The organism is Methylomicrobium agile (assembly GCF_000733855.1).
Classification (GTDB): domain Bacteria; phylum Pseudomonadota; class Gammaproteobacteria; order Methylococcales; family Methylomonadaceae; genus Methylomicrobium; species Methylomicrobium agile.
Window position 1 is genome coordinate 4,167,992 of the sequence record NZ_JPOJ01000001.1, and the last position, 25,806, is coordinate 4,193,797.

At 55.2% G+C, this 25,806-nt stretch carries 24 protein-coding genes and 1 tRNA gene; 15 read left to right on the forward strand and 10 right to left on the reverse strand.

The genetic code is table 11. The annotated features are described in order from the left end of the window. Window positions 1-17: 17 nt before the first annotated feature. From CC94_RS0119275 to CC94_RS0119305, 5 genes are all read right to left on the reverse strand, one after another. A complete protein-coding gene (locus CC94_RS0119275; RefSeq protein WP_031431856.1) occupies window positions 18-1,352 on the reverse strand; it encodes an ATP-dependent DNA helicase in 1,335 nt (444 codons plus the stop codon). A gap of 216 nt (window positions 1,353-1,568) precedes the next feature. After that, window positions 1,569-3,920: a DUF3987 domain-containing protein gene (locus CC94_RS0119285; protein WP_031431857.1), complete on the reverse strand. Its 2,352-nt coding sequence runs from the start codon at window positions 3,918-3,920 to the stop codon at window positions 1,569-1,571. Between the two features lie 79 nt (window positions 3,921-3,999). Further along, window positions 4,000-5,043: a DNA cytosine methyltransferase gene (locus tag CC94_RS22620; protein WP_051911552.1), complete on the reverse strand. Its 1,044-nt coding sequence runs from the start codon at window positions 5,041-5,043 to the stop codon at window positions 4,000-4,002. Between the two features lie 3 nt (window positions 5,044-5,046). Further along, window positions 5,047-5,277 (reverse strand): hypothetical protein, encoded by a 231-nt coding sequence (locus CC94_RS0119300; RefSeq protein ID WP_031431859.1) that lies wholly within the window; start codon window positions 5,275-5,277, stop codon window positions 5,047-5,049. Next, the gene (locus tag CC94_RS0119305) at window positions 5,274-5,513 is read right to left on the reverse strand and encodes a carph-isopro domain-containing protein (protein WP_031431860.1); all 240 of its coding nucleotides are present in this window, start codon (window positions 5,511-5,513) and stop codon (window positions 5,274-5,276) included. Before CC94_RS0119305 ends, CC94_RS0119300 begins: the two co-directional genes overlap by 4 nt. A 176-nt stretch (window positions 5,514-5,689) precedes the next feature. On the opposite strand from CC94_RS0119305, the gene CC94_RS0119310 reads away from it, so the two are divergent. The 10 genes from CC94_RS0119310 to CC94_RS0119355 all read left to right on the forward strand — a co-directional run bounded on the left by CC94_RS0119310 (window position 5,690) and on the right by CC94_RS0119355 (window position 14,738). Then, window positions 5,690-6,010 (forward strand): helix-turn-helix domain-containing protein, encoded by a 321-nt coding sequence (locus CC94_RS0119310; RefSeq protein ID WP_031431861.1) that lies wholly within the window; start codon window positions 5,690-5,692, stop codon window positions 6,008-6,010. Window positions 6,011-6,146: 136 nt separating this feature from the next. Next, a complete protein-coding gene (locus CC94_RS0119315; protein ID WP_031431862.1) occupies window positions 6,147-6,575 on the forward strand; it encodes a hypothetical protein in 429 nt (142 codons plus the stop codon). 3 nt (window positions 6,576-6,578) lie between these two features. Then, window positions 6,579-7,343, forward strand: a complete 765-nt coding sequence (locus tag CC94_RS0119320) for an ATP-binding protein (RefSeq protein ID WP_084675398.1) — start codon at window positions 6,579-6,581, stop codon at window positions 7,341-7,343. Window positions 7,344-7,357: 14 nt separating this feature from the next. Next, window positions 7,358-8,086, forward strand: coding sequence for a DUF669 domain-containing protein (locus CC94_RS0119325; protein ID WP_031431864.1), 729 nt, complete (start codon window positions 7,358-7,360; stop codon window positions 8,084-8,086). A gap of 62 nt (window positions 8,087-8,148) precedes the next feature. After that, window positions 8,149-9,216 carry a serine-rich family protein gene (locus tag CC94_RS22625; protein ID WP_157203493.1) on the forward strand — a complete coding sequence of 356 codons (1,068 nt, stop codon included), beginning with the start codon at window positions 8,149-8,151 and terminating at the stop codon, window positions 9,214-9,216. Continuing rightward, window positions 9,200-10,402 carry a hypothetical protein gene (locus tag CC94_RS0119335; RefSeq protein WP_031431866.1) on the forward strand — a complete coding sequence of 401 codons (1,203 nt, stop codon included), beginning with the start codon at window positions 9,200-9,202 and terminating at the stop codon, window positions 10,400-10,402. Before CC94_RS22625 ends, CC94_RS0119335 begins: the two co-directional genes overlap by 17 nt. Before the next feature lie 126 nt (window positions 10,403-10,528). Continuing rightward, window positions 10,529-12,136: a DEAD/DEAH box helicase gene (locus CC94_RS0119340; protein ID WP_031431867.1), complete on the forward strand. Its 1,608-nt coding sequence runs from the start codon at window positions 10,529-10,531 to the stop codon at window positions 12,134-12,136. 232 nt (window positions 12,137-12,368) lie between these two features. After that, window positions 12,369-13,277, forward strand: a complete 909-nt coding sequence (locus tag CC94_RS0119345) for a recombination-associated protein RdgC (RefSeq protein ID WP_031431868.1) — start codon at window positions 12,369-12,371, stop codon at window positions 13,275-13,277. Continuing rightward, window positions 13,274-13,489, forward strand: coding sequence for a hypothetical protein (locus tag CC94_RS23945; protein ID WP_157203494.1), 216 nt, complete (start codon window positions 13,274-13,276; stop codon window positions 13,487-13,489). Before CC94_RS0119345 ends, CC94_RS23945 begins: the two co-directional genes overlap by 4 nt. A 187-nt stretch (window positions 13,490-13,676) precedes the next feature. Beyond that, the gene (locus tag CC94_RS0119355) at window positions 13,677-14,738 is read left to right on the forward strand and encodes a tyrosine-type recombinase/integrase (protein ID WP_031431869.1); all 1,062 of its coding nucleotides are present in this window, start codon (window positions 13,677-13,679) and stop codon (window positions 14,736-14,738) included. A gap of 99 nt (window positions 14,739-14,837) precedes the next feature. On the opposite strand, the gene CC94_RS0119360 is transcribed toward CC94_RS0119355, so the two are convergent. Beyond that, window positions 14,838-14,913 (reverse strand) — tRNA-Lys (locus CC94_RS0119360). A 116-nt stretch (window positions 14,914-15,029) separates the two neighbouring features. Next, on the reverse strand, window positions 15,030-16,160 hold the full coding sequence (gene ald, locus CC94_RS0119365; RefSeq protein ID WP_005372524.1) for an alanine dehydrogenase: 1,131 nt from the start codon (window positions 16,158-16,160) through the stop codon (window positions 15,030-15,032). Between the two features lie 259 nt (window positions 16,161-16,419). Here ald and CC94_RS0119370 point away from each other — a divergent pair, with 259 nt between their 5' ends. Then, the gene (locus CC94_RS0119370; RefSeq protein WP_031431870.1) at window positions 16,420-18,237 is read left to right on the forward strand and encodes a multicopper oxidase family protein; all 1,818 of its coding nucleotides are present in this window, start codon (window positions 16,420-16,422) and stop codon (window positions 18,235-18,237) included. Window positions 18,238-18,332: 95 nt separating this feature from the next. On the opposite strand, the gene CC94_RS0119375 is transcribed toward CC94_RS0119370, so the two are convergent. Further along, window positions 18,333-18,686 (reverse strand): DMT family protein, encoded by a 354-nt coding sequence (locus tag CC94_RS0119375; RefSeq protein ID WP_031431871.1) that lies wholly within the window; start codon window positions 18,684-18,686, stop codon window positions 18,333-18,335. A 177-nt stretch (window positions 18,687-18,863) separates the two neighbouring features. On the opposite strand from CC94_RS0119375, the gene bamJ reads away from it, so the two are divergent. The 3 genes from bamJ to CC94_RS0119390 all read left to right on the forward strand — a co-directional run bounded on the left by bamJ (window position 18,864) and on the right by CC94_RS0119390 (window position 21,964). After that, the gene (gene bamJ / locus CC94_RS0119380; RefSeq protein WP_005372527.1) at window positions 18,864-19,343 is read left to right on the forward strand and encodes a BamJ family beta-barrel-assembly machinery protein; all 480 of its coding nucleotides are present in this window, start codon (window positions 18,864-18,866) and stop codon (window positions 19,341-19,343) included. A gap of 153 nt (window positions 19,344-19,496) precedes the next feature. Next, window positions 19,497-21,707 carry a bifunctional 23S rRNA (guanine(2069)-N(7))-methyltransferase RlmK/23S rRNA (guanine(2445)-N(2))-methyltransferase RlmL gene (gene rlmKL / locus CC94_RS0119385; protein WP_031431872.1) on the forward strand — a complete coding sequence of 737 codons (2,211 nt, stop codon included), beginning with the start codon at window positions 19,497-19,499 and terminating at the stop codon, window positions 21,705-21,707. Continuing rightward, entirely contained in the window at window positions 21,695-21,964 is a 270-nt protein-coding gene (locus CC94_RS0119390; RefSeq protein ID WP_005372530.1) for an acylphosphatase, read from the forward strand. Before rlmKL ends, CC94_RS0119390 begins: the two co-directional genes overlap by 13 nt. 151 nt (window positions 21,965-22,115) lie before the next feature. Here CC94_RS0119390 and CC94_RS0119395 read toward each other — a convergent pair whose 3' ends face one another. Beyond that, window positions 22,116-23,072, reverse strand: a complete 957-nt coding sequence (locus CC94_RS0119395; RefSeq protein WP_005369880.1) for an IS5 family transposase — start codon at window positions 23,070-23,072, stop codon at window positions 22,116-22,118. Window positions 23,073-23,250: 178 nt separating this feature from the next. After that, window positions 23,251-24,825, reverse strand: a complete 1,575-nt coding sequence (gene lnt / locus CC94_RS0119400) for an apolipoprotein N-acyltransferase (RefSeq protein ID WP_031431873.1) — start codon at window positions 24,823-24,825, stop codon at window positions 23,251-23,253. Window positions 24,826-24,952: 127 nt separating this feature from the next. On the opposite strand from lnt, the gene CC94_RS0119405 reads away from it, so the two are divergent. Next, window positions 24,953-25,789, forward strand: a complete 837-nt coding sequence (locus CC94_RS0119405; RefSeq protein ID WP_051911554.1) for a DUF2927 domain-containing protein — start codon at window positions 24,953-24,955, stop codon at window positions 25,787-25,789. Window positions 25,790-25,806: the final 17 nt, after the last annotated feature.

The following is a 25,806-nucleotide window of genomic DNA, read 5'->3' on the forward strand; positions in this document are numbered from 1 at the left end:
GGCGCGCGTTTTCGCAATCAGCTCAGTACCACGGCATACCGCGCCCGCGTGATCGCCACATAGAACAGTTTCAGGCACTCCAGCCAATTCCGGTTACGCATGATATCTTCCATATCGACGAAAATATTGTTGAACGTCGAGCCCTGGGACCGGTGTACCGTGATCGCGTAGCACATGGCCATTTGCGCCGGCAGCTTTTTCAGCGTCCAGAAATCCTGCCAAGCGGTTTTCCGCTTTTCCTTGTCCGGCTCCTTCTTGGCCAGATCGGCCAGACGCTTAAGCTCCTGTTCGAACAACACTTCGTCCGACTTGTCCAGGTACCAAACCTTATGGCGGTTTCCTTCGTCCGTCTCGACTTCGATTTGCCACATCTTATCCCCGTAGATGATATTGTCGGCCCGGAGCATGCCGACGACCTTGACTTCCTGATCGGTCGCAATCAGCACGGTACCGCCTTCCTGCGCCAGTGGCTTGCGGAACGCGACAATCTCACCCTCGGCGAACGGCGTATCGAAACAATTCGGATACAACAGGCGGTGAATCGCATTGTTGTACTCGTCGACCTTCTTGTTGGTCCAAGCCAATATCCGGAACGCATCGTTTGACTGTTTGAAGGCATCAGACTGGAACGCGCTCGGAAACCAACGCCACCAATCCCGGCTTGGTAGTTTGGTGATTCCGCTCGGCCCGTTAAGCTGCAGGTACTTGCTTGTGGCCGGCATCAGCGTGTTGCCTTGCTCGGCCTCGGCGATACAAGCGCGGATTTCCATCGAAAGCCCAATGATCGGATTCGACTCGGCCTGCCGAACGATCTGCGTCAGCCTGGTCTTGCCCTCGATGCCGAACACGCGCGAATCGGTTTCCCCGACCGGCGGGAGCTGGGCCGGGTCGCCGACGAATAGCACCCGCACCCGGTAGACGGTCGATTCGGTCGCAATAAAATCGTACAGGTTCGAGTTCACCATCGAGGCCTCGTCGACAATGATCACGCTGAACTTGTGAATATGCCCCTCGCCTTCTTTTTCCAGTTCCTCGTCCTCTTCCTTCTGGGTAATCCGGAGCCCCAACATAGAATGGATCGTCATGCACGACACATCGATCGCTTGTTCGCGCGCCATCGTGGCCAGCACCTTGGCCGCCTTGTTGGTCGGCGCCGTGCAGGCCACCGCGACGCCTTCGTCCAGCAGGTGACGAATCAGGAATTGAATCGTGGTCGATTTACCGGTACCGGCGTATCCTTCCAGGCAGAACATATTGCCGGCCCCATCGCCAAGCCAGTCGGCCTCTCCCCTGCAGAATTCCACCATGGCATTCAGCGCCGCGGTTTGTTGGTCGTTTAGCTGGATTCCCATTTTTGTTGCCCTGTTTTTTATAAAATTAAGTCTTTAAAATCTATATGTTGTGTTTTTTTTTGCGGACGCCCATTCCTATCGAGAAACGGACCAATAACCTGAAAATACTGATCTTCAATGTCGCTTTGAATTTTCTGGACAAATAACTTTCTACCGGGGTATTTGTCTCTGGCATATTTATTGGTGAACAATCTGGCCAATCTCGATACCCATGACTTACCCCTCGATATTAAAATTTGGGTCCAGCGCCACATGCGCCACCCTACCCTTACTCACTTCGCGCACGTCAACCAAGCCGGCTTCCTGCAGGTCAGCCAGAATCGCCCCGAGCGAGCGCCCCGTATGCTTGGAAAACGGCGCCTTCCGCTTCATCTCGCGCATAGTCGCCCCGCGCGCGCCGCACTTCCGAAGAGCGGTCAGAATCTCTTTCTTTTCTCGGTCGTATTCGGAGTGAGTCATGTGCCGGCGGACGTTATCGACCACCTGTACCAGCATGTGGTAATCGATATAGGCGCATGCCCAAAGCGCGTGATCGTAGGTGATTTCGGTTGCTTCTGGATTCATGGCCAAGGCCACAATCAGACTGATCCTCATCGCGAATTCCTTCGCCCGTCCGCACAGGCTCTCGATACCTTCGCTTTCCATATCGTTCATCACATCGATCTGGCGCCGCTCGAACTGCCTGAGTAAATCGATTGCCCCGTGGCTAAAATAAACGGGTATCGCGTCCGGATCGGACTGCGAATCCACGCCGAGAAACGGCATCAGGTTGCCGCCATGCTTTTCGTAGCGCTCGATCACGCGCTTAGTCCAGCTGATGATCGATTCCGGTACCGGCATAAAATCCGGGTCGCTCGATACCTGCCGCTCGGCATCCGATGAATGGACGATAAACCGCCCCAGGAAGCCGTCCTTGATCTGCTCCTTGGTGATGTTGTCGTAAAACGTACTCGGGGTCGTCATGCCGACAATGGTCAGTGAAGGCTTGACGATCTTCCGGTCTTCCATGGCAGCCTTGGCCGACGCGCTCACGTTCATCGTGCTGTAGTTGTTCGGCCGCAATATGCCGTGCAGCCGGCCGGCCGCTTCCATGATGATCTTGTTCGCCTCTTTGGCGTTAACATTGGTCACCGCCTTGCTCGATTCCAAATATTTGCCCATTTCGTCGATCACCGCGATATGCGTCGGCTTGGAAATGAGCGTCGAGAACACCGCCCCGGCCGACGTATACCCGCCGCCGACCGCCAACTGACCTAGTCCAGAGGCATCGAGCACTCGGTCCACGACGGTCTTTATATGCTCCTTCCCGGTCGTCGATCGCGCAATATTCAAAAAATAGAGCGCCGTGTAGTTCTCTTTGTTGGTCCGGTACTTCCGGCCCAGGATCACCGAACAAATGGCCAGCGCCGTCTGCACCGCGAATGCCGGCTGCGGCATCCGGGCCGTCATGTTGTAATAGCGAGCGATTTCGCCAAGGACGCCGGGCGGGGTCAGTAAGTGCGGCGGCATTGAGCCGGCGGCAATGACGGTTTGCGACTGGGTATAAGTCGGCGCCGGCGGCACATCGAGGCCAAGCGCGGATTGCACATACTTGAGCCCATAGCGCACATGCACATCATTGAAGTCGCTCGATTCGGCATCCTCGTTCGGAAATCCTGGCACCGTCCAGAGCGTACCGGGTCCGCCGGCATCGTGCGCCTTATGCGCGGCCAGCAGCCCGGTATTCATCGGCTCGCCTTTCGCGTTCTTGGTAAACCGGTCGTTATCTCCGCACACGATCAGCTTGGCGTTCGGATGCCGGCGCCGGGCGATGGCGGTCACGGCCGGCAGGTTGCCGGCATTGAACGCGACATAGACGGTTGCGCCGCTGGCCATGTGCAGGCTGATCCCGGTCGATAAGCCCTCGTCAGTCAGGACCAGGGATTCAGAGCCTTGGATCACGAAGAAGCAGCCCTTTGTCTCGCCGCCCAGCGTGAACAGCTTGTTGCCGTCGAAGTTGATCCGCTGCAGGTTCCGGATTTCGCCGTGCTCATTGATCATGGGCACGATCAAATCGATTAGGCCGTCCCATTTCAGCCCGGGAACGCTGGCGACCTGCTTTTTTTGCAGATAGGGATGCGCTTCCGTTACGTCCGGATAGCCGTTGTATTCGGCTGCGCATTGTGCCGCGACTTCATCATGAACCCGCCTCCTTTCCTCTTCTTGCCGAACCCTCGCCGCCTCCATCGCCGCGGCGTAATCCTGCCGCTGCTGGAAGGACATTTCGGCATGATTGAATGATGTCCAAGTGGTTCGCGCGTCCGGGTTCTTCCAATGCCCGAAGCAGCCGCTGATAAAGTCGGGATGTTCGTAGAGCACATACCAAGCGTTCTTGGTCCCGGATTTGTCATCCTTGTGCTTTACCCGGTGAATCTGGCCGTCCGGAATCGCGTATCCGGCAATCAACGCCCCGGTTGCTCTGAGCTCCTCGGTGAATTCGGCAATGGCCGCGTAACGGTCGAAGGCCGTTTCTGGCGGATAGTGCGCCGCATTGAAGCCGCCTGGAAATGCAGCGGTTAGGTCTGCCATCAGATAACATCCATGAATGCACCAATGAATTCGGCGGCGACTTGCGGAACGATCGCATTGCCGTAACCTTTCAGCCGCATCACCCGCGCTTCGGCTGTTTCGTTGGCATCGATCGATGCGCTTTGATCGCCGCTGCGCACCAAGCCTTTGGGTAGCCCATCAACCAGCGGGAATGTGCCGGGTTCAACTGGGCGCCATTTTTCATCTCGGCAGGCGATCCAGTCAGCAGTTCGCCAGTCGATGTGTAACGCATCGGCATGGTGGGCATAAAATGAACCACTTGGTTGCATAGTTGCTCGCCCTTCTCCCCCCCCCACGTAGTTGATACGGTTTCATGTTGGCGTGTTTGAAGTCCCGCGCCGTCGGCGTTGCCCATGTCGCTAATCTTTTGTCCATCGCGCGAACGGGACTGCCTATTCCCATGTTGGTCGTCACTCGCGGCGTTCCCCACAACGCCAACGCCGCAATCTGATTCAACGGCTTTCCCGTATCCGTCGGCCTGGCATCCTTCGCTCCGCGGCGATGATCGCAAGCGGTCGCCGTCGGCCACCCAGAACAATCGCTGCCGCTGGTGGTAAGCCCCCGCGCTGTGTGCGCCAAGATTTGCGGCCCCAACGCCATATCCGAGAATTTCCAGCGTTGCGCGTACACCGGCGAGCCATATTTCTCCATCCTTTCCTGCAACCTGTTCGCCAAAGACGATTGCAGGACGGCACTCCTTGATGAGCCGGTGAAATTCAGGCCAAAGGTGTCTTTCGTCAGCATGCCATTCGTGCCAGCAGCTGTTGCAGACGAATACGCCGGTCCGGTAAGGATGTGGAAGTAGGCTGATTTCGCCGCAATCAGGGCAGGATTTCTTTTTGCCGGCAACGCTGAACGGCGGGCACGGGCAGGAGCCTGTCCAGACGTGGAAATCGTCCTCGATGCCGGCAAGACGCAAGGCGAGCGGCCAGCCTCCGATTCCTGCAAAGAAATGGCATTGAGTAAATCCTCTAAGGTCATTTGCCTGTACGTCGGCAATGCTGCGTTCATCGACTTCGCCATCGGGTATCAGGTTTTCTGCGATCAGTTGTTTCAGCCAAGCGGCGGCATGGGGGGCGAACTCGTTGTAATAGGCCGCCATGAATTATTTTTTGAGTTTTTCTTGCAGCACGCGCTCAAGCGAGAGCATGTAATCGCCATGATTGATCTGCAGGCCGAGCTGCTCCAAGATCTGACAGAACCGATGAATTTCCCCGTTCAACAGCTTTGAAAGCTGTCCCTCGGAAACACCGACCGACGACGCCAGCGCCGCCCGCTTGGGGGCGGTCGATAGCGCGTCTTCGATGATTTTACGGTTGTGCTCGTACAGGTTCATACATTGAACCCTGGCCTGACTTCGCTGACTTTCACGCCCAACAGGTTTGCGACTGTTGGCGCCATGTGTAGAGGTATTCCGTTGTTGTTCCATTTTTGCACCGTGGTCCTTTGCATGGGTATCCGGGTTACTTCCGTGAGCTTTTCAGCCAGCTTGGTTGGCCCGCCGAGTTTCTTGATGGCGGCCCTGGCCGCTTCTTGTTTTGTTGTCGTATTCATGGCTCTTTTTTTCGTCATGGCTGACTATCTCCGTAAAATCATTTGCTCATAGTATGTGAATAAAATTCACATTTTGCAAAGAAAAAAAGATTTTTTCGTGTTCTTTCTGTTCGCGTGGTGACATAGTGAACTCGTTTGAAATAGCGTAGATTATTGAATTTGTTACTTCTATACACATTTTCGAGGACTGCGGCATGAACGAAATAGCTTTACGGATGAAAACACTTAGGGCTCATCGTAATTTAAAACAGCAAGAACTGAGCGATAAATCCGGCATCAGTCGAGAAGCAATTGCAAAAATTGAATGCGGTACAACGCTATGGCCATCGAAAGAAGCTGTATTCAAACTATCTGAGGCATTGGATACAACGCCTTGGTATTTCTTGTTTGGAGTGGTGCTAACCGCCCAGGACATGGATCCTGATGTGCTTGATGCGGCCAAAGTGCTGCAGTCATTACCCAAAGATAAGCGGAAATTACTGGCGGACACAATCAAGCTGATCGCCGCTCAATAACACCAGTTCAAATCACCCAAAACGCCATGCGTAAAAAAATTCACTTGCAAATGTGAATTTTATTCACTATTCTGTTTGTGAACAAAACGAACATCGTTTGTTCGAATCTTGACACCAATACCAAGAGGAAACACAAATGGAATCTCAAAATTCGCCAGTTGCCGACAACGAGGCAGTCGGCACTAAGCCGCTGACCACCCTTTACTTTGAGCTGATCGCCGCCACCCAAGCCGAGCAGGAAGCCAACAAGCGTCGCACTCAGATTGAAGCAGAGGTTGCCGCGCATCCCGAAGTCATTGCCAATCTGAAACCGTCCGGTACCAGCAAAATCGGCGAACTGTTCGAAGTCACCACCAAAGAAACCCGGAAGTGGGATCAAACCAAACTCGCCGATCTGGCCAAAGGCATCAGGCCGCAATACTGGCCGTTTAAAGTCGAGCACAAGGAGGTTCGCGCACAATCTAAAACCATCGAGAACAAATTCCCCGAGTTGTGGCAGGAAATTCGCGAAGCACTGACTATCGTACCCTCGAAAACAGCCGTTAAGCCCCTTGTTAAGGGGTAAATCATGGCGATTTCATTATCAAGTATATCAACCACACCAGTCATTCGTCCGCCGCGTATCTGCCTCTACGGCCCGCACGGTATCGGTAAATCCTCATTCGGAGCTATGGCGCCGAATCCGATCTTTGTTCCGACTGAGGAAGGGATTGGCCAACTTAACGTTCCGGCATTCCCGCTGATGAAAACTTTAGGTGAAGTAATTGAGGCCTTGGCTGCGCTGCACAACGAGCAGCACGATTACCAATCTGTGATTATCGATTCCGTCGACTGGCTGGAACCGATGATCTGGACGGCCACCGCGCAACTGAACGGCAAAGACGACATCGAAGCGTTCGGGTTCGGCAAGGGCTATATCTACGCTCTGGACCAATGGCGGACCTTGTTCGGCTGGCTGAATGCCTTGCGGGATAACAAGAATATGGCGGTGGTGATGATCGCGCATTGCCAAGTGAAACGCTTTGACGATCCGAATACCGATCCTTACGATCGTTATTCGATCAAGCTCCAAGAACGCGCCAGCGCACTCGTGCAGGAGTGGGCCGATATGGTCGCTTTCGCCAACTTCAAGACCTACACCACCAAGACGGACGTAGGCTTTAACCAGAAAAAAACACGCGGCACAGGGACCGGCGAGCGCGTTCTGTACACCGAAGAGCGCCCTTCGCACCTGGCCAAGAACAGATATTCATTGCCTCCGGAAATCCCATTCGTGCGGGAAACCGTCTGGCCGACTATCCACGAATATCTTACCAAACCTTTGAATAAATAATCAGGAGTAATCCCATGGCTCAATTAGGCTTTGTTTTTGATGCAAATCAGGTCGAACCTGATGCGCCGCTCGAAGCGGTCCCTACTGGCCGATACCCGGTCATGATGGTGGAGTCTGAGTACAAGCAGAATTCCAAAAAAACTGGAACGCTGGTCAGTATCAAGCTCGAAATCATCGACGGCCAGTACAAGGGCCGCCGTATTTTCGGCAACATCAACATGACCAATCCGAATCCGGAGGCTGAACGTATTGGCCGCTCTCAATTCTCCGCGCTGTGCAGGGCAACTGGACAAATGCAGGTCAGCGATACCAGTGCCTTGCATCACATCCCGATGTGCGTTTCGGTCGAATATGTCGATCCGCGAAACGAGAACGGCAAGCAGTACCCAGCCAGCAATGATATTAAGGGCTACCTGCACATATCGGAATACACCAAACCAACCGCTTCGCCAACCAGCGCTCCAGCGGCTGCGCCCGCTTATACGCCACACCCTCACGCGCCAGCGGCGCCGGTCTATAACGCCCCGCCTACCGCCGCACCAGCGTATAGCGCTCCACCTCCTGCTGCAGCACCAGTCTATCAAGGGCAAGCCCAGGGAGTTGCCCAACATCAAGCTCAGCCGGCGCCACCGGCCGCGCCGGTATATCAGGCGCAGCCAGCGCCAGCAGCCGCGCCTGTTAACAACCAGTCGCCACCCGTCGGCCCGGCACCTTGGCAAATGCCCCCGGCCGCCACGCATTAATTTTTGCTGTGCTTACCACCTTGCCGGCGAGCAATCGCCGGCTCTTTTTGATTGGAGAAAAAATGAAAATTACAGTAGATACTCTTATAGCGAAAGGCGCATGCAATTCAGGCATTGAATACTTTTCAAAAACTTGGCCGGAAGGGGGTAATTACCAGGCGGTAATCGACAAGTGCGTGGAAGACAAAAAGATTGATTATGCAGATTGGCTCCTTTCCAAAATCGGCGCAATCGACGCAACGCTTGAACTTAATGAGTTCGACGGCGATCATCTGTATTTCGCCGGTATGATCAAGGTTTCGAAGTCGATCAATGTTAAGTTTTCTATCAAGGCTGGCCGGGGCATTACGGCCGGAGATGGCATTACGGCCGGAACTGGCATTACGGCCGGAACTGGCATTACGGCCGGAACTGGCATTACGGCCGGAACTGGCATTACGGCCGGAGATGGCATTACGGCCGGAACTGGCATTACGGCCGGAGATGGCATTACGGCCGGAACTGGCATTACGGCCGGAACTGGCATTACGGCCGGAACTGGCATTACGGCCGGAACTGGCATTACGGCCGGAGATGGCATTACGGCCGGAACTGGCATTACGGCCGGAGATGGCATTACGGCCGGAACTGGCATTACGGCCGGAACTGGCATTACGGCCGGAGATGGCATTACGGCCGGAGATGGCATTACGGCCGGAACTGGCATTACGGCCGGAGATGGCATTACGGCCGGAGATGGCATTACGGCCGGAACTGGCATTACGGCCGGAACTGGCATTACGGCCGGAGATGGCATTACGGCCGGAGATGGCATTACGGCCGGAACTGGCATTACGGCCGGAGATGGCATTACGGCCGGATATGGCATTACGGCCGGAGATGGCATTACGGCCGGATATGGCATTACGGCCGGAGATGGCATTACGGCCGGAGATGGCATTACGGCCGGAGATGGCATTACGGCCGGACTAAATATTACTGCCAATTATTTGCGCTGCAAGTTGCGCATATTTGCGGGAATGTGCGGCTGGAAAATGCCAACAATTGACGAGATGCGCATTATCGGAGAAATTCGTTCCGGCATTGTAGCGCATGGGATTATCGGCGAAACCGATGGCAACAATTCCTAGTTTCTCCTCCGACCCAACCCTGAATGCGGTCGACCGCGCCATTGTCGAGCGCGAAAGCCGCGGCCTTGCGCGTCCCTACTTGGGCGCCTCATCGATCGGCCGCCCTTGCTCGCGAGAACTCTGGTACCAATTCCGCTGGGTGGCGCCAGTCCTGTTCGATGCGATCACGCACAAGCGCTTTGAAGATGGGCACCGTGACGAGGATCTGATGGCCAGCCGGTTGCGTACGGTTCCAGGCGTCGAACTCTGGACGCTGGACGGACGCACGGGCCAGCAGATCGGCATCATGGATCACGGCGGGCACTTCCGCGGCCACTTGGACGGCATTATCCGTGGGATTCTCCAGGCGCCGAAAACCCCGCACGTCTGGGAACACAAGTGTACCAATGAAAAGAAACAGGCAAATCTTGACAAGCTGAAAGCCGAGTTCGGCGAAAAGGAAGCGCTTAAAAAGTGGGACGAGGTCTATTACGCACAAGCCTTGATTTATATGTACTACATGGACCTGACCCGCCATTACCTGACGGTATCGAGCCCCGGCGGCCGGACGCAAACCTCCTGCCGGACCAATGCCAGCAACAAAGAGGCCAAGCTGATCGTCAACAAGGCCATGCGGATCATTACATCACCGGAACCGTTAGAGCGTATCAGCGAAAAGCCCGAGTTCTTCCAGTGCAAATGGTGCAACTTCAAAGCCGTTTGCCATGGCGAAAGCCTGCCGGCGGTGAACTGCCGGACCTGCGCCCACGCAACCCCGGAAATGGACGGTAACGGCCGCTGGTCCTGCGCGCTTTACCAGGGCGACATTCCGACCGACTTCCAGCGCGCCGGATGCGCCAGGCACGTTTATATCCCGGCCTTGCTCGCGCCTTACAAGACGATCGATGCCAGTATGGATGAAAACTGGATCGAGTACGAGAAACCGGATGGCGCCCGATTCCGAAACGGCGACGGCTATTACAGCTCGGAAGAACTGCGCGTCAGCGATCATTTATTGATCGGTGACAAGGGGATCGAAGCGCTAAAAAAGCCTTCGGCGCCCGATTGGTTGATGCCTCCGAATTCGACCAGTCAAGCGCCGATGACAGAATTAGAGAGTGGCGTGGACGAAGTGTATCGTGCGATGGGTGTGCCAACTTCGAGCGCGATCGGATCGGATGGGGCGAAGGAATCGGAAAATGTTTAATTGGCATCGAGCAGTCGGCGCTGCTTTATCCGAATGTGGAGAGGTTTTGTGATGAGTATTCATAAAATTAGTAAAGCAACACATGAGGGTTATGCATATGAACGAAGAAGAGTTGGTTGACAACCTATGACCTACACCCTACGCCCCCACCAAGCCCGCGCACAGAACGAGCTGATGCAATGGTTCTACCAGAACCCGACTGGCGATCCCATCGTAGACGCCTGCGTAGGCTCCGGCAAGTCGGTTCTGATTGCCGACTTCTGCAAGACAGTTTTAACCAACTGGCCAAGCCAGCGCATCATCATGATTGTCGCCAGCCGGGAACTTGTTCGCCAGAACTATGAGCGACTGCTCTCGATCTGGCCAGAGGCGCCGGTAGGCGTTCACTCGGCGGGCCTGCGCCGCAAGGACATATTCGAAAGCATCATCTTTGCATCGATCGGTTCCGTGGGTAAGAAGGCGATGAAACTCGGCGTGTTCGATTTGGCGCTGATTGACGAGTGTCACAACATAAACCCGAAGGAAGTCGGCCTTTATCGTCAGTTCATCGGCGACATGCGGAAGCTGAACCCAATGTTCCGGGTGATCGGCTACACCGGGACGCCCTATCGCGGAAACGGCGTCTGGCTGCACAAAGGCGAAACCGCGCTGTTCTCCGGGATTGCTACCCGGATCAGCATGCGCGAAATGCTCGATAACGGCTATCTGGCCCCGCTGGTACTTGGAAAAACTGAGACCTTCATCGATGCGTCCGGCGTATCGCTGCAGAGCGGCGACTACAACATCAAACAGCTTGCCAAGGCTGCGGACCGGGCCGAAATCACGCGCGCCGCGGTGAGCGAAATTATCGCCATGGGTACCGCGCAAAACCGGAAGTCCTGGGCGGTCTACTGCGTCGACGCGAAGCATACCCAGCACGTTTACGAAGAGTTCGTGTCGCGCGGAATCAAGGCCGGGATGCTCACGGACAAGACCCCGGCCGGCGAGCGCGACAAGATCCTCGACGACATCAAGCACAAGCGTATTCAGGCAGTCGTCAACTGCATGATCCTCACTGTCGGCTGGGACCATCCTGAACTCGATTTAATCGCCCTGATGCGGACCACGAAAAGCCCGGTTCTGTATGTGCAGATTTGCGGCCGGGGCATGCGCACGCACCCAAGCAAGGACGATTGCCTTTGGATGGACTTCACCAACACCACGGCCATGATGGGGCCTGTCGACCAGGTAACCGGCCGCGACCCGGTTAAACCCAAAGGCGCGGCCGGCGCCCCGTTCAAAGTATGCCCGACCTGCGAAGAAGAGAATCCGGCCGGCGTCCGCTACTGCGTGAAGTGCGACTTTGAATTCCCTGAAAACTTCCCGGTTATCAATCCGACCGCTTCGGACGCTGAGATTTTGTCGCCGGCCGCGCCAGTAGAGAAGAAGCGCCAGGTAACCAAGATCATGTATTACCCACACCAGAAGCGTAACGGCGACGCGAACGAGATTTCCTTGCGCGTCGAGTACATCTGCGGGATGCAGGTAATCAAAGAGTGGGTTCCGATACAAAGCCCCTCGATGTATGCCCGTGCCAAGGCCGAGGTCTGGTGGAATGTGCGATCGGATTTACCAATCCCAAAGACCGTAGAAGAGGCCTTAGGAATTATCCAAACCACGCCATTTCGGGAGCCGCACAGCATTGCGCTAACCAAGAATGGCAAATATGATCAGGTGGCGAGTTATGAGTTTTAACCCTACCCCAACCCCACGAGAAAAAACCGCGATGATCGAAACCCTCATCGCGGCTCTCAACCTGATCGACGCGCTACCGGTCCACACGCCTTGCAGCAAATGCCAGCATGGGGAAAATTCGTGCGGGAAATTTTGTGAATTATACGAACAAGATGTGCCAATAGATTACCAGCCGAAAGGCTGCCACAACTGGATTGAAACAATCCCATTTTAGTCACGAGAGAAACAAACCATGTTCAAAAACGCAATCGCTTTCAGATTAAATTACATCCCTTTCCTGGATCCTATTAAGCACCCAGTTAGAGAAATCGGCGCGCATGAATCCCAAATGCTCGGATGGGAGCCCTACGAGTTTGGCACTGATAAAAAAATGACAATCGAGGTACGCGGCTTCATCTTCTTAAAGCTCAACATCCAAGATAAACTCATTCCGCCATCCGTTGTTGATCGCGAAGTTTCGAAACGTGTTAAGAAAATCGAAACCGAACAGGACAGAAAGGTAGGCAAAAAGGAAAAGACCAGTATCAAGGACGAAGTGATCTTCGAATTTCTGCCCAAAGCATTCGTGGTTGAAAGCTCGATCGAGGCCTTTATCGACATCGAGAATAGGCTGCTTGTTGTCGACACATCCTCAGCCAGCAAGGCCGAGCTACTAGTGTCGTTCCTGCGGAAAACCTTAGGTTCGCTCGATTGTGTCCCGATTGCCGTGCAATCACCAATTGCGTTCATCCTGACCAACTGGGTAGACGGATCCATGCAGATACCTGAAGCCCTGACTCTGACCGGCGATTACAGACTCTCTTCTCCGGAAGGCGAGAAAAAGGCCGGCATGAAAGGCTTCTCGGGCGATTTGGTCGACTTGGTTTCGCATCTGATCACCGAGGATAGCAATCAGATTATCGAACTGTCTCTCCGGTACCAGGACGACCAGCGCGGCGAACTCGCTTTTAACTTCGATGAGAATTTCCGCTTCAAGGGAATAGAGCATGATCACTTCGATGATGCTGTACACGAAACCGCCGAAGCCTCAAAGCTGGCCGACTGCCTGGTTACCGGGTCGCTCCTGTCCGAAGTGATCAGCTTCATGACCAAGGAAATGGGCGGCGAAGTTGAGCACAATGAAGTTATGGAGGCCGCTTGAGCGCATTAACACCGCCACAGCGCCGCGTACTGGACAACCTGGCGCGCGGAAAGCCGGCCGAATCAGGGATACGTGGGCGAAGCGCCCATGGCGGACTTACCTGGACGATTTCAGCATTGTATCGAAAAGGATTAATCGACGACGAAGGAATAACGGATAAGGGACGACAGGCAATTAAATTCGAGCAGGATAAATGGAAAGTAGACTCATAAGGCAATCTCAGGCGTTCAAATATTTGAGCATGAGCGAGCCACACTTTAACGAACACGTCCGGCCGTATGTCACCGAAATACGGCAAGGCCGGGCAATTTTTTACGACAGACTTGACTTGGACGCCTGGGTAGATCAATTTAAAGTTGCGAACGGGAAGCCAGGAAGAAAACAACAGGAGAAACAAACATGGCAAAAGCAACACCCGGCCTCCGAAAAAGAGGCAATACCTGGCATATTGAGAAAACCATCGCAGGAGTCCAGCTTTTCGAAAGCACTGGAGAAACGGAGCTTGAAGCGGCGGAATGCTACCTAGAAATGCGTATCCGCGAAATCCGGTCCGTAGCGGTTTACGGCGAGCGAATCGATCGAACATTCGAAGAAGCGGCCGCCCGCTACATCGAGGACTGCGATCACAAACGTTCCCTCGATAGGGATATTACCACGTTGAAACTGGTCATGCCACATATTGGCGGCATGCCGCTCCGGAAAATTCATTTTGGATCGCTAAAACAGTATATCAAGGATAGGAAATCGGATGGCATCGCCGCCGGAACGCTGAATCGAGACATGGCCATAGTCCGGCGCGTCTTGAATCTGGCTGCAGAATTGTGGCGTGATGAGCAGGGCCGGCCGTGGCTGGATACCGCTCCGCTCTTTCCGCCAATTTCTGGATCCAAACGCAAGCCGCGCCCGATTTCGGTAGCCGAACAGGATAAGCTGCTGAAAAACATGCCGGCGTACCTGGCCGACATGGCGCTGTTTGCGCTGCATACCGGGCTTCGGGATCAGGAAATTTGCGGGATGCGCTGGGAACATGAAGCGAGCGTCAACGGACTGGCCACGACTGTCTTCCTCATTACGGAAGAGCGCGCTAAAAATGCCCATGAGCGGATTGTGCCGCTCAACGCCGTGGCCCGCTCAATCGCGGACAAATACCGCGGGCAATGCGAGTACGTGTTCCATCGCAACGGTAAGCGCCTGAGTCGAATGAATAACCGTGCATGGCGAAAGGCCAGAAAGGCGGCCGGCTTGATCGATGTGCGTGTTCACGATTTGCGCCACACGTTTGGAAGGCGCCTGCGAGCGGCCGGCGTCGACCTGGAAGATCGTCAGGATTTGCTCGGGCATCACAACGGCAACATCACGACGCATTACAGCAAAGTAGAAATTGCGCGGCTGATCGAGTGCGTCGAGCTGCTTTGCGAAGGTCGCCAACGTCCTGAACTGACGCTGTTAAAGCGAGCTTGAGAATCAGGAAAAACCGGCAAAATTCCGGCAGTCAGAAATGACAGGCATAAAAAAAGGGCCGTCCGTCAAAACTAAGCCCTTGTTTTATATAAATTAAGTTGGTGGGTCGTATTGGATTCGAACCAATGACAACCGCATTAAAAGTGCGATGCTCTACCGACTGAGCTAACGACCCAACAAAGATTTCAAATTCTATAACTATTTTCACCTCTTTGCAAATCTTTTTTATTTCTATTGAAATACAATAATGCTCCGAGGCACGTTATCTTAACATTATATTGATAACTGAGCTTAAATGGAAGCCCCATAATTCATCATGAGACAAGATGATGCCTCGGTATAGTCGAGACCCAAGGATTGAGCTACGGCCGCATTTGTTAAGTAGCCTTGACAAGTCGCCAGACCCGATTGCAACGGATGATCGTGGCGAAGCGCGTCGAGTCCTTCGTTCGCGAGACGCAACACGTAAGGCAAAGTAGCATTGTTCAGCGCCAGGGTACTGGTGCGCGGGACGGCACCGGGCATATTGGCGACACAATAATGAACAATGCCGTCGACTTCATAAGTCGGGTCGCTGTGAGTAGTCGGACGCGCGGTTTCGACGCAGCCTCCCTGGTCGATCGAAACATCGACGATCACCGCGCCTTTGCGCATTTTTTTTAACATATCGGCCCGAATCAGCCGCGGGGCTTTCGCACCCGGTATCAATACTGCGCCGATCACCAAGTCAGCCTCGTAAACCGCTTCTTCGATCGTATAGTTATTGCTGATACGGGTCTGCAATGGGCCGCGATAGAGATCGTCCAATGCTCTCAGTCTTTCGTAATTGACATCGAGTACGGTGGTGATGGCTCCGAAACCCACCGCGACACGGGCCGCGTTGGAACCGGCGATACCGGCGCCGAGGATCACGACGTTAGCCGGCGGAACGCCCGGAATACCCGACATCAGGATACCGCGGCCGCCGTGATTTTTTTGCAGATAGGTCGCCCCCGCCTGGGCCGCCATGCGGCCCGCCACTTCGCTCATCGGCATCAACAAAGGCAGCCTGCCGTCCGGCGTTTGCACCGTTTCGTAAGCAATGCTGGTGATGCCGCTTTGCAGAAGCGTCTCAGTCAGGACTTTGCTGGAGGCTAAATGAAGGTAGGTGAAAAGAATCATGCCCGGCTTCAAATAGCGGTATTCTTCCTCGATCGGCTCCTTGACTTTGACGACCAGCTCCGCTTTCCAGGCTTCTTCCGCATCCATCACAATTTCCGCCCCGACGGACAGATATTCAGTATCGGTAAACGAGCTGCCGATCCCGGCTCCGCTTTGAACCTTGACCTGATGGCCTTGGTGGACCAAGGCGTTAACCGAGCCGGGCGTCAAACCCACTCTGTATTCGTTGTCTTTAATCTCTTTAGGTAATCCGATCAGCATATTTGAAATGGGTGACGAATGGGGTTTTAAAAAATAGCATTTTTATGCAGGGTGAACAATAGAAGCCTCCAGAACGTACCACAAAAGAATTTATTAGGCATGAGCCGTTGAATAAACCTTCCTCACTCATCCATAATGGCGCAAGTCGTCCGGCATAGATTTTATGCTTGAATATTACCAATTCCTAATATAAACTCGATATTATCCCCCGACCTTGATTGGGGCCTTAATATAATAAAGCAAATCCTGAGGAGGAATTATGCCGAAGAGCACTCATTACAGCCGCCGTCGTTTCTTGACGCACTCGAGCCTGGGCCTGCTGGCCTTTGCCGGCATGCCGCGGATGCTTCGCGCGATGGAAGTCATGCAGGCCATGCCGAAAATTCCACCGCTCAAGGCTTCGGCAAATTTCAAGCCGGACGTCGAATTCGAACTTTACTGCCGTTCCGCTTCGTTGCCGATTCTGCCGGGCAAATCCACCTTGGTTCAGCAATATACCGGCAATTTGATCAAAGGCCCCGAAGGAACGCTGGTCGGCATTCCGAACTCCTATCTGGGCCCCCTCGTTCATCTGCAGAAAGGCCAGAAGGTCCGGATCCATCTGCACAATAAATTGGCCGAACCGACCATCACGCACTGGCACGGCCTGCATGTGCCGGCCGAAATGGACGGCCATCCGCGTTACACGATCGATCCCGGCGAAACGTTCGTTTACGAATTCGAAGTGCTGAATCGGGCCTCCATGAACATCTACCATCCGCACCCGCATGAAATCACCGCCAAACAGGTCTATCACGGGCTGGCCGGGGCGCTGTTCGTGCATGACGGGGAAGAAGCCGCGCTGGAACTGCCGTCCGGCGAATACGAAATTCCGCTCGTGATCCAGGATCGTCGCTTCGACGACCGGAATCAACTGCTCTATGCCAGCGGGATGCATGGGATGCACGACCGGATGATGGGTTACTACGGCGACCGGATTCTGGTCAACGGCTTACCCGACTATACGGTCGACGTGGACAGCCGCGCGTATCGCCTGCGGTTTTTGAACGGATCGACCGCGCGGATTTACAAACTCGGCTGGGACGACGGTACGCCGCTGACCGTTCTCGGCGTCGACGGAGGACTGCTGGAAACGCCGGAGAGCAAGCCTTACGTAATGCTGGCGCCCGGCGAACGCCTGGATGTCTGGGCCGATTTCAGCGGGCGTCCGGTCGGCTCGCAGTTGGTGATGCGCAGCCTGTCTTTTTCCGGGGTATTGCCGAAAATGATGGAGCGGATGCAGAGCCGGATGGGCGGCGATGGCGGCCATCAAATGGGCATGATGGGCGGGATGATGCACGAATCGGCCCTGCCCGTCGGCAGTAATTACCCGATCTTTACCGTGCGGATCAAACGTAAGGTCAGCGAGAGTCCGGCACTGCCCAAACAATTATCGAAAATCAACCGCTACCGCCTAGACGATACCGCAAACGCCAATAAGCCGGTGCCGATCGCCATTTCGGAAGGACATATGGCAATGCTGCTGAATGGCCGTCCTTATGCATTCGACGACGTACAGCCGAATGAGAGGATCCCGCTGAACACGGTGCAACTGATGGAAATCTTTCATGCGCATGGAGAGGGCGGCGGGCACGGCAACTCGCAGGAAAAGGGAGACATGCAGCACGGCGGCATGGGCATGATGGGTGGTATGAACATGCATGGCGGAAACGAGGAAGGCGGTATGATGGGTATGGGACATCGCGGGGGAATGGGCCGAATGGGAGGCATGCATGGTGGCGGCCAGGGCGGAATGATGGGCATGGGGATGATGATGAGCATGGCCCATCCGATCCATCTGCACGGGCAGTCGTTCCAGATCGTCAGCCGGAGCCTCGCCGCGGGCAGCGAAGATGACTATGAAACCGTGCGTCACGGCTTCATCGAAAGCGGCTGGAAAGATACCGTGTTGGTGATGCCGGGAGAGACGGTCCGGATTATCAAGCCGTTTCAGGATTTCAAGGGCTTGTTCATGTACCACTGCCACAATCTCGAACACGAAGATATGGGCATGATGCGCGATTTTCTGGTCGAATAAGCCGATTGCCGTCCGAGCCGCGATTTCATACGGCCCGGACGGCATCTCAAATTATCCAGATTTCTATATTCCCCACACGATGCACGCATCGGCTTTCAAGGCGTATTTCCCCGGAACATGAAATATACCGCGCCGACCAAGCACAGCCCGGCCCATAGATAATCCAGTTTGAGCGGCTCTTTCATATAAAGCAGCGAAAAGGGCACAAAAATGGACAAGGTCACGACTTCCTGAATGATTTTCAACTGGCCCACCGAGAGCCGTGTATACCCGATCCGGTTCGCAGGAACCTGCAACAAGTATTCGAACAGCGCAACGCCCCAACTGAGCAGCGCCGCGACGATCCAGGGTTTGTTGCCGAGATGCTTCAAGTGCGCATACCAGGCGAAGGTCATGAAAACATTGCTGCACAGGAGCAGGCCGACGGTGGCTACAAGAGGGAACGACATGGGAGAAAAATGACGAGATTAAAAATCAGTCTATTTTACCAGAAGCGGCAAAAGGCAAAATAACCGCCCGAAGAGCGCCAGGGTGGGACAAATTGCCGCAGGAGAAGCCCTACCGCGACCAATCGGACCTTTTTTTGTTACACTATTGCTTTCGATAATAATTAATAAGGAGATACCGTGGGTAAACTTCAAACTCAAATCATTTCACTCGTGACATTGGTGCTTGTGGGTTTAACGATTGTATCCTTGGCAAATGCAACGGATCCGGAAGAGAAGAAAGCGGAAAGCGTCGCTTTTCTGACTCAGAACGGTAAAAAGCCCAATATCATAACCACCCAAAGTGGTTTACAGTATGAAGTTTTAAAAAAGGGCACCGGCACGGTTTCGCCTTCCGCCACCGATAACGTAACCGTACATTACAAGGGCACCACCATCGACGGCAAAGAGTTTGACAGTTCCTACAGCCGCGGCGAGCCGATCACCTTTCCTTTGAACGGCGTGATCGCAGGCTGGACCGAAGGCGTCCAATTGATGAAAGAAGGCGACAAATTCCGCCTTTATATCCCCTCCGAATTGGCTTACGGCGAACGCGGCGCCGGCCCGATCGGTCCGAACGAAGCGCTGATCTTCGACGTCGAGCTGATCAAAATCCAATAATTCCTTAAGCAGAATAGACTCGGGATACGGCATTATCAAACCAAGCCGTATCCCTGCATTCTCCTCTCCCGGCCGAGTTTCGCTAGGCTGACCCGGCCAAATCCGGATAGAATAGGCGTTTTCGCCTTTCCTTCTTACCCTGCCCTATTCAACATGCCGCACTACCCGTTTTTCGCCACGACGCCGAAGGCGATGGAAGCCGTTCTCTGCGAAGAACTGAAACAGTTAGGCGCGGCCAATATCAAACCGGCAATAGCCGGCGCCGCTTTCGAAGGCGATCTCGCGACCGCTTACCGCGCCTGCCTGTGGTCCAGAACCGCCAACCGCATTCTGCTGCTGCTCGGTACTTTCGAGGTCAAGAGCCAGGACGACCTTTATTACGGCGTCAAAAAAATCAACTGGTTCGAGCACATGCGGCAGGAAGACAGCTTCGCGGTCTCGTTCAGCGCGAAAAACTCCGAGGTGATTACCCATTCGCACTTCGGAGCCCTGAAGGTCAAGGATGCGATCGTCGACCAGATGCGCGCGAAATTCCACAAACGGCCGAATATCGCGACCGACCGCCCCGACATCCGTATCAATGTGCATCTGCAAGGCCAGAGCGCCCAGCTGAGCCTCGACCTGTCCGGCGAGAGCCTGCACCGCCGCGGCTACCGCGACATCACGATTCAGGCGCCGATCAAGGAAAACCTGGCGGCCGCGATGCTGCTGAAAAGCGGCTGGCCGGAGATTGCGAAAGCCGGCGGCACGCTGGTCGATCCGATGTGCGGCTCCGGGACCTTGCTGATCGAAGCCGCGATGATCGCGGGCGATTTCGCGCCGGGCTTGCTTCGCGACTATTACGGTTTTCTCGGCTGGAAACAGCACGATCCGGCCTGCTGGCAGGCAATTCGCGAGGAAGCCCGGCAGCGTAAACTGGCAGGCATCGACAAACTTCCGGCGATCGTCGGCTTCGACCGCGACCGCGCTTCGATAAATGCGGCACTGACGCATATCGCGAATGCCGGCCTGCAGCACAAGATCCATGTCGAACGCCGCGATATCGGCGATGCCGAACCGGCCGCGGGCTGGCCGCCGGGACTGGTGATCTGCAATCCGCCCTACGGCGAACGCCTCGGCGATACGCAGGAAACCGCCGATCTGTATCAACGTTTCGGCGAGATTTTGAAGGCCCGTTTCAACGGCTGGAAGGCGGCATTGATCATCAGCGACCCGGAACTGGGTTTCCGCCTCGGCATTCGCTCGCAAAAGCCGGTCACGCTTTATAACGGCGCACTCGAATGCAAGCTGCTGCGGATGAATATCGAACCCGAGGCGTTCTTCATCCCTAAGGCGAAAACGGCTGAGGAACGTATCAGCCGTGCTGTCGAAGGCAGTCAACAGCCGACCGACGATAGGGCCGGCGCCGAGATGTTCGCGAACCGTCTGCAAAAGAATCTGAAAAAACTCGCCAGATGGGCCAGGCAGAATCAGGTTACCTGCTACCGCGTCTACGATGCGGACCTGCCCGAATTTGCGGTCGCGGTCGATCTTTACCAGGCCGAAGAAACCTGGGTCAACGTGCAGGAATACGAACCGCCGAAAAGCGTCGATCCGTTCAAGGCCGACCGCCGCCTGGCCGGCGTGCTGGCCGAAATTCCGAAAGTGCTGGACATGAAGCGGGAAAATGTGTTCCTGAAAATCCGCCGCAAACAGAAAAATACCGATCAGTACGAGAAACACGGCGAAGCCGGCCGGTTTCATGTCGTCGAGGAAGACGGCTGCAAGTTTTGGGTCAATTTCGAAGACTATCTGGATACCGGGCTGTTTCTCGATCACCGACCGATCCGGCTCCGGATTCAACAGGAGGCCAAAGGCAAGCGCTTTTTGAACCTGTTCGCCTATACCGGCAGCGCAACCGTGCACGCAGCGAAAGGCGGCGCGATCGCAACGACGACGGTCGACATGTCGACTACCTATATCGGTTGGGCAAAACGGAATATGGCGCTGAACCGGCTCGAAGGCGCGCATGAATTCATTCAAGCCGACTGCCTGGAATGGCTGGCTCAAGAAGCCGCGCAGCCCTATTGCCGCCAATACGATCTGATCTTTCTCGACCCGCCGACCTTTTCCAATTCGAAGCGGATGGAAACCGTATTCGACATCCAGAAAGATCACGTGCAATTGATCGCTCAGGCCGCAACGCTTCTGGATGCAAAGGGCGTATTATATTTTTCGACCAATTTCCGGCGTTTCAAAATGGATCATGAAGCGCTGCCCGGTTTGCATATTCAAGACATTAGCGCGGCAACCGTCCCGGAAGATTTCGCCCGCAATCCGAAAATCCATTACTGCTGGAGAATACAAAAAACATGCACAGAGTGAAAATCGTGGTGTCCGGCCGCGTTCAGGGCGTTTATTTCCGACTGTTTACCCAGAACAAGGCCAAACATCTGGCGATCAACGGCACGGTGCAAAACCTGCCGGACGGCCGGGTCGAGATTTATGCCGAAGCCGATCCGTTGATGATCGAGAAATTCATCAAATGGTGCCGCAAAGGCCCGATCACCGCCCGCGTCGACACTATCGAAGTGACCGAACTCGAACCGGAATTCAGCTACAAGTCCTTCGATATCATCTAAGGAAGCTCTGAATAAGTGGTTTTTATAAGCGACACCGTGCGACATCCGTGGCACCTCGCCGAAAATGGGCAAATCCTTCCCGGCAGCGCCCGCTATCGGGGTGATTTCACTCAGTGTTCTCGGTTTTCCAGGGCGAAGGACAAAGGTCTCCCTAGGTCGGCTGCAGCGCCTGCCGAACGTGATAAAGATTGCCCAGGGCAAACAGCAAGTAGAGTTGTTGGGCATTCTTGAACAGCCCCCGGTAACGCACTTTGGTATAGCCGAACTGGCGCTTGACGATCCGGAACGGATGTTCGACCATGGCGCGTAACGGCGCCAGCATGTGGTTGTGAAGGGCTTGCTCTACCGGCAACTCTTCACCCTTCCCCCGCTTGAACGGAAAGGCCCAAACCGGCTCGCCTTCCAGGCGATCCGCCGCTAGATTCCGGTCCTTGCGGGTATAGGCCCGATCGCCCAGCACGACCCGTTCCTCGCCGTGCAGCAACGCCTCCGTCATGACCCCATCCGCCACCTTGGCGGTGGTCATCTCCACAGTATGCACCAACCCCGACTCGGCATCGACCCCAATGTGCGCCTTCATCCCAAAGTGGTAATTGTTCCCTTTCTTGGTCGAACTCATCTCGGCATCCCGTTTGCGCGCCCGGTTCTTGGTGGACGGCGGGGCAGCGATTAATGTCGCATCGACGATCGTGCCTTGCCGTAGCAACAGGCCTTTTTCGGCCAACAGCGCCGCCGTTTCATCAAATAGGGTTTGTGCTAACTGATGGCGTTCCAGCAGATGCCGGAACTTGAGGATCGTGGTTTCATCCGGCAGGGCGTCCTCGCCCGCATCGAGCCCGGCAAACTCGCGCAGCAGCGGCATGTCGTGCAATACTTCCTCCATCGCCGGATCGGAATAGCCGAACCACTGCTGCATCAGGTGAATGCGCAACATCGTCGCCAAGGGAAAGGGGCGGCGGCCTCGGCCCGCTGTCGGGTAGTGCGGCGCTATCCGGCTCGCCCACAAACTCCAAGGCACTACCTGCTCCATCTCTTGGAGAAATTGCTGCCGCCGAGTCTGTTTCGGTTTCTTCACGAACAGCGGGGCACTGAGTCCGAGTTGCTTCATGGCGGGCACCTATCGAAAATGGCAAGCTGCGGATATTTTATCCCAGGCGTAGGACTTATTCAGAGTTTCCCTAAAGTCCGAGGATTTGCCACGAGTTTCGTAGGGTGGATTGGATGCGCAATGCCCGCGTCCTTTCCGCTTCAACAAGCCCTTCCGCGCATCCAACCCACCTGCCGGTTCAGCTAGGCTGCCGAGGCCGAAGATACCTGCCGAACATCGGCAATATCAAGAGTACCGACCAGAGCAGCGCAGGCACCAGATAGAACCTCCGTTGATAAAAAGTCGGCTCGGGATTTTTCCGGTAGCGAACTTCGTACAAGCCGCTCCAGGGCCGGTAGAGCGGAGAACGCTCCAAAATTTCGCCAGACGCCAGCGCAACGGTCGAAATGCCGGTATTGGTGACCCGCAGCACCGGAATCCGGAATTCGACGCCGCGCGCCAGCGTCATGTACATATGCTGGTAAGGCTCCTGCCAGGCGCCGTACCAGGAATCATTCGTCGCGTTCACGATGAATTCGGCGCCCCGGGCGGCCAGTTCGCGCGAGAATTCGGGAAACAGGCTTTCGTAACAGATTTGCGCGCCGATCTTGAAACCGTTCCATGCCAGCAATTCGCTGGGCCCCTTGCCGCGGGCAAAGTGACCGGTTTCGGGCAGCCACTGTCGGATTTGGGGAAAGAGCCGTTCGCCCGGCACGTATTCGCCGAACGCGAGCAGGATCGTCTTGCTGTAATGCGCGGCCTGGAGTTCGCCGTCCTTGTCCAGTACGAACAACGAATTGGTCGGCAGCCGCTGCTCCAGATCATAACCGTAAGCGCCGGTAATCAGCGGCAATTGCCTCTCGCGCAGGTATTCGCGCAATGCGGAAGGATATTCCTGGGTAATGAATTCCGGGCCGAGAATCGCCGGAAACGCGGTTTCCGGCCACAAAGCGACATCGACTTTTTTATCCCGATACTTTTCCAGCGCCTGATCGGTCAGCCGCATGTAGCGCCCGAAAATTTCTTGGCGAAACCCCTTGCCAAGTTCGGCAGCCAGCTTTTCCGAGTTTTCGATGCTGGCCTGAACCAGCAGGGCGTTGATCGACGCGTCGGGTTCAGGCAGGCGATTTTTCAACCACAGGCCGCCGAAATTGAGCAGCACGAACACCACGCTGACTAACGCCAGCAGAATTTTGCCCCGAGTGGCATGGCGCTGAACCCAAGCCCAATACAAAGGCAGATTCGCGAGCAGCGTCAGCGCGCTGAGCCCCTTGAAACCGACGATCTCGGCCCATTGAAAAACCGGCACGCCCGCACCGTACCACGAATACCCGAAATTCCAGTCGAACAGGGTCAGTGAATAAGCTTCGCAAAGCGTCGTAATGAGTGCCATCAGCGCGAGCGAAAGCTGTTCGCTCCAGCCGAAACGGTTCCTGCCCCAAAACCAGAGGCCTCCCGCCAACGGCACGAACAAATGCGCGAGCAAGGCGTACAATAGCATCCCGGCAACCGCCAAAGGCCAGGGCAAATGCGCGAACTCATGCAATAGATAGGCGACCCAGTTGAAACCGATCAGCGTGAAGACGAAGGCGGTTAACAGGCCGCCAAGAAGCACCGGCTTGAGGGAAGTCTGGCCGCTCCAGAAGCGCCATAACGGCACGAAACAAAATAAAGCGGCCCAGGGAGGAAACGGAATGTAGCTGGTACCGATCAAAATGCCGGATAATACAGGCAACAGCCAAGGCGCATGGCGCGCGGCGGTAAGGTTTTTCATAGGAGTGGCGGAATATTTCGGACCGGCTTCGGGGCGCCGATATTTTACCGGATATTTCCCACGCGTGGCGGGATGATTTCTTGATTTGTGCCGGGAGCCCTTACGGCAACAACTTTTAGGACGACAGATGCAGAATAAAATTTACCGGATCATCACCTCGCTGCTGCTGAGTTTATGCCTGCTCGGCCCCACCGCCGCCGCGGCGGCACCCGCCGACCCGCTCGAAGCCTGGAAATCGCCGGGCTATCTGCTGAACAGCTTTATCAAAATCGCGATGTTCAACGAATATTCGGCCCAACCGATGGGCATCCGCAAGTGGACGGGGCCGATCGGCTATTATTTTGTGCACCGGGTCGGCGATCGGGATCTGCACGAGAGATTGGCCCGGATGCACATCGATCAGCTCGCCGAAATTACCGGCCTGACGATGGAGCCGGCCAAAACGCCGGCAACGGCCAATCTGCTAATCATCTTTTCGACCGAGATGCAGTTGCGGAACGACCTGCTGCAGGATTTCGGCATCCGCTCCAAACCGCAAAGAGAGGCGCTGTTCCGCGACAGCGTCTGTCTCGGCCATTTCGCTCCGGCAAAAAACGGCGCTATCGTCCGGGGAGTCGTACTCATTCCGGTCGACCGCGCCTATGCCCACGCCAAGCTGGTCGACTGCATCGTCGAAGAAATCACCCAGGTTTTGGGATTGCCGAACGATTCGGACAAGGTATTCCCTTCGATCTTCAACGACAAATCGGTCAATACCTTGCTGTCTGGACTGGATTATCTGCTGCTAAAAATGCTTTACGATCCGCGCATCAAGCCCGGCATGAATATTCAGGAAGCGGCGCCGATCCTGAAGACGATTGCCAACGAATTCGAGCGAAACGGGTGGATCCGGAACGCCGACGCCAACGTAAGAACGGGCGGGCTCTACGGATTGCTGTACGGCGGCGCAGGCGGGCTTCTTTAAGCGCCGCCCGCGGCCGA

Excerpts from the sequence above, each read along its gene's own strand:
- CC94_RS0119275 (WP_031431856.1), bottom strand. The coding sequence starts at position 1,352 with ATGGGAATCCAGCTAAACGACCAACAAACCGCGGCGCTGAATGCCATG.
- CC94_RS0119285 (WP_031431857.1), bottom strand. The coding sequence starts at position 3,920 with ATGGCAGACCTAACCGCTGCATTTCCAGGCGGCTTCAATGCGGCGCAC.
- CC94_RS22620 (WP_051911552.1), bottom strand. The coding sequence starts at position 5,043 with ATGGCGGCCTATTACAACGAGTTCGCCCCCCATGCCGCCGCTTGGCTG.
- CC94_RS0119300 (WP_031431859.1), bottom strand. The coding sequence starts at position 5,277 with ATGAACCTGTACGAGCACAACCGTAAAATCATCGAAGACGCGCTATCG.
- CC94_RS0119305 (WP_031431860.1), bottom strand. The coding sequence starts at position 5,513 with ATGACGAAAAAAAGAGCCATGAATACGACAACAAAACAAGAAGCGGCC.
- CC94_RS0119310 (WP_031431861.1), top strand. The coding sequence starts at position 5,690 with ATGAACGAAATAGCTTTACGGATGAAAACACTTAGGGCTCATCGTAAT.
- CC94_RS0119315 (WP_031431862.1), top strand. The coding sequence starts at position 6,147 with ATGGAATCTCAAAATTCGCCAGTTGCCGACAACGAGGCAGTCGGCACT.
- CC94_RS0119320 (WP_084675398.1), top strand. The coding sequence starts at position 6,579 with ATGGCGATTTCATTATCAAGTATATCAACCACACCAGTCATTCGTCCG.
- CC94_RS0119325 (WP_031431864.1), top strand. The coding sequence starts at position 7,358 with ATGGCTCAATTAGGCTTTGTTTTTGATGCAAATCAGGTCGAACCTGAT.
- CC94_RS22625 (WP_157203493.1), top strand. The coding sequence starts at position 8,149 with ATGAAAATTACAGTAGATACTCTTATAGCGAAAGGCGCATGCAATTCA.
- CC94_RS0119335 (WP_031431866.1), top strand. The coding sequence starts at position 9,200 with ATGGCAACAATTCCTAGTTTCTCCTCCGACCCAACCCTGAATGCGGTC.
- CC94_RS0119340 (WP_031431867.1), top strand. The coding sequence starts at position 10,529 with ATGACCTACACCCTACGCCCCCACCAAGCCCGCGCACAGAACGAGCTG.
- CC94_RS0119345 (WP_031431868.1), top strand. The coding sequence starts at position 12,369 with ATGTTCAAAAACGCAATCGCTTTCAGATTAAATTACATCCCTTTCCTG.
- CC94_RS0119355 (WP_031431869.1), top strand. The coding sequence starts at position 13,677 with ATGGCAAAAGCAACACCCGGCCTCCGAAAAAGAGGCAATACCTGGCAT.
- ald (WP_005372524.1), bottom strand. The coding sequence starts at position 16,160 with ATGCTGATCGGATTACCTAAAGAGATTAAAGACAACGAATACAGAGTG.
- CC94_RS0119370 (WP_031431870.1), top strand. The coding sequence starts at position 16,420 with ATGCCGAAGAGCACTCATTACAGCCGCCGTCGTTTCTTGACGCACTCG.
- CC94_RS0119375 (WP_031431871.1), bottom strand. The coding sequence starts at position 18,686 with ATGTCGTTCCCTCTTGTAGCCACCGTCGGCCTGCTCCTGTGCAGCAAT.
- rlmKL (WP_031431872.1), top strand. The coding sequence starts at position 19,497 with ATGCCGCACTACCCGTTTTTCGCCACGACGCCGAAGGCGATGGAAGCC.
- CC94_RS0119390 (WP_005372530.1), top strand. The coding sequence starts at position 21,695 with ATGCACAGAGTGAAAATCGTGGTGTCCGGCCGCGTTCAGGGCGTTTAT.
- CC94_RS0119395 (WP_005369880.1), bottom strand. The coding sequence starts at position 23,072 with ATGAAGCAACTCGGACTCAGTGCCCCGCTGTTCGTGAAGAAACCGAAA.
- lnt (WP_031431873.1), bottom strand. The coding sequence starts at position 24,825 with ATGAAAAACCTTACCGCCGCGCGCCATGCGCCTTGGCTGTTGCCTGTA.
- CC94_RS0119405 (WP_051911554.1), top strand. The coding sequence starts at position 24,953 with ATGCAGAATAAAATTTACCGGATCATCACCTCGCTGCTGCTGAGTTTA.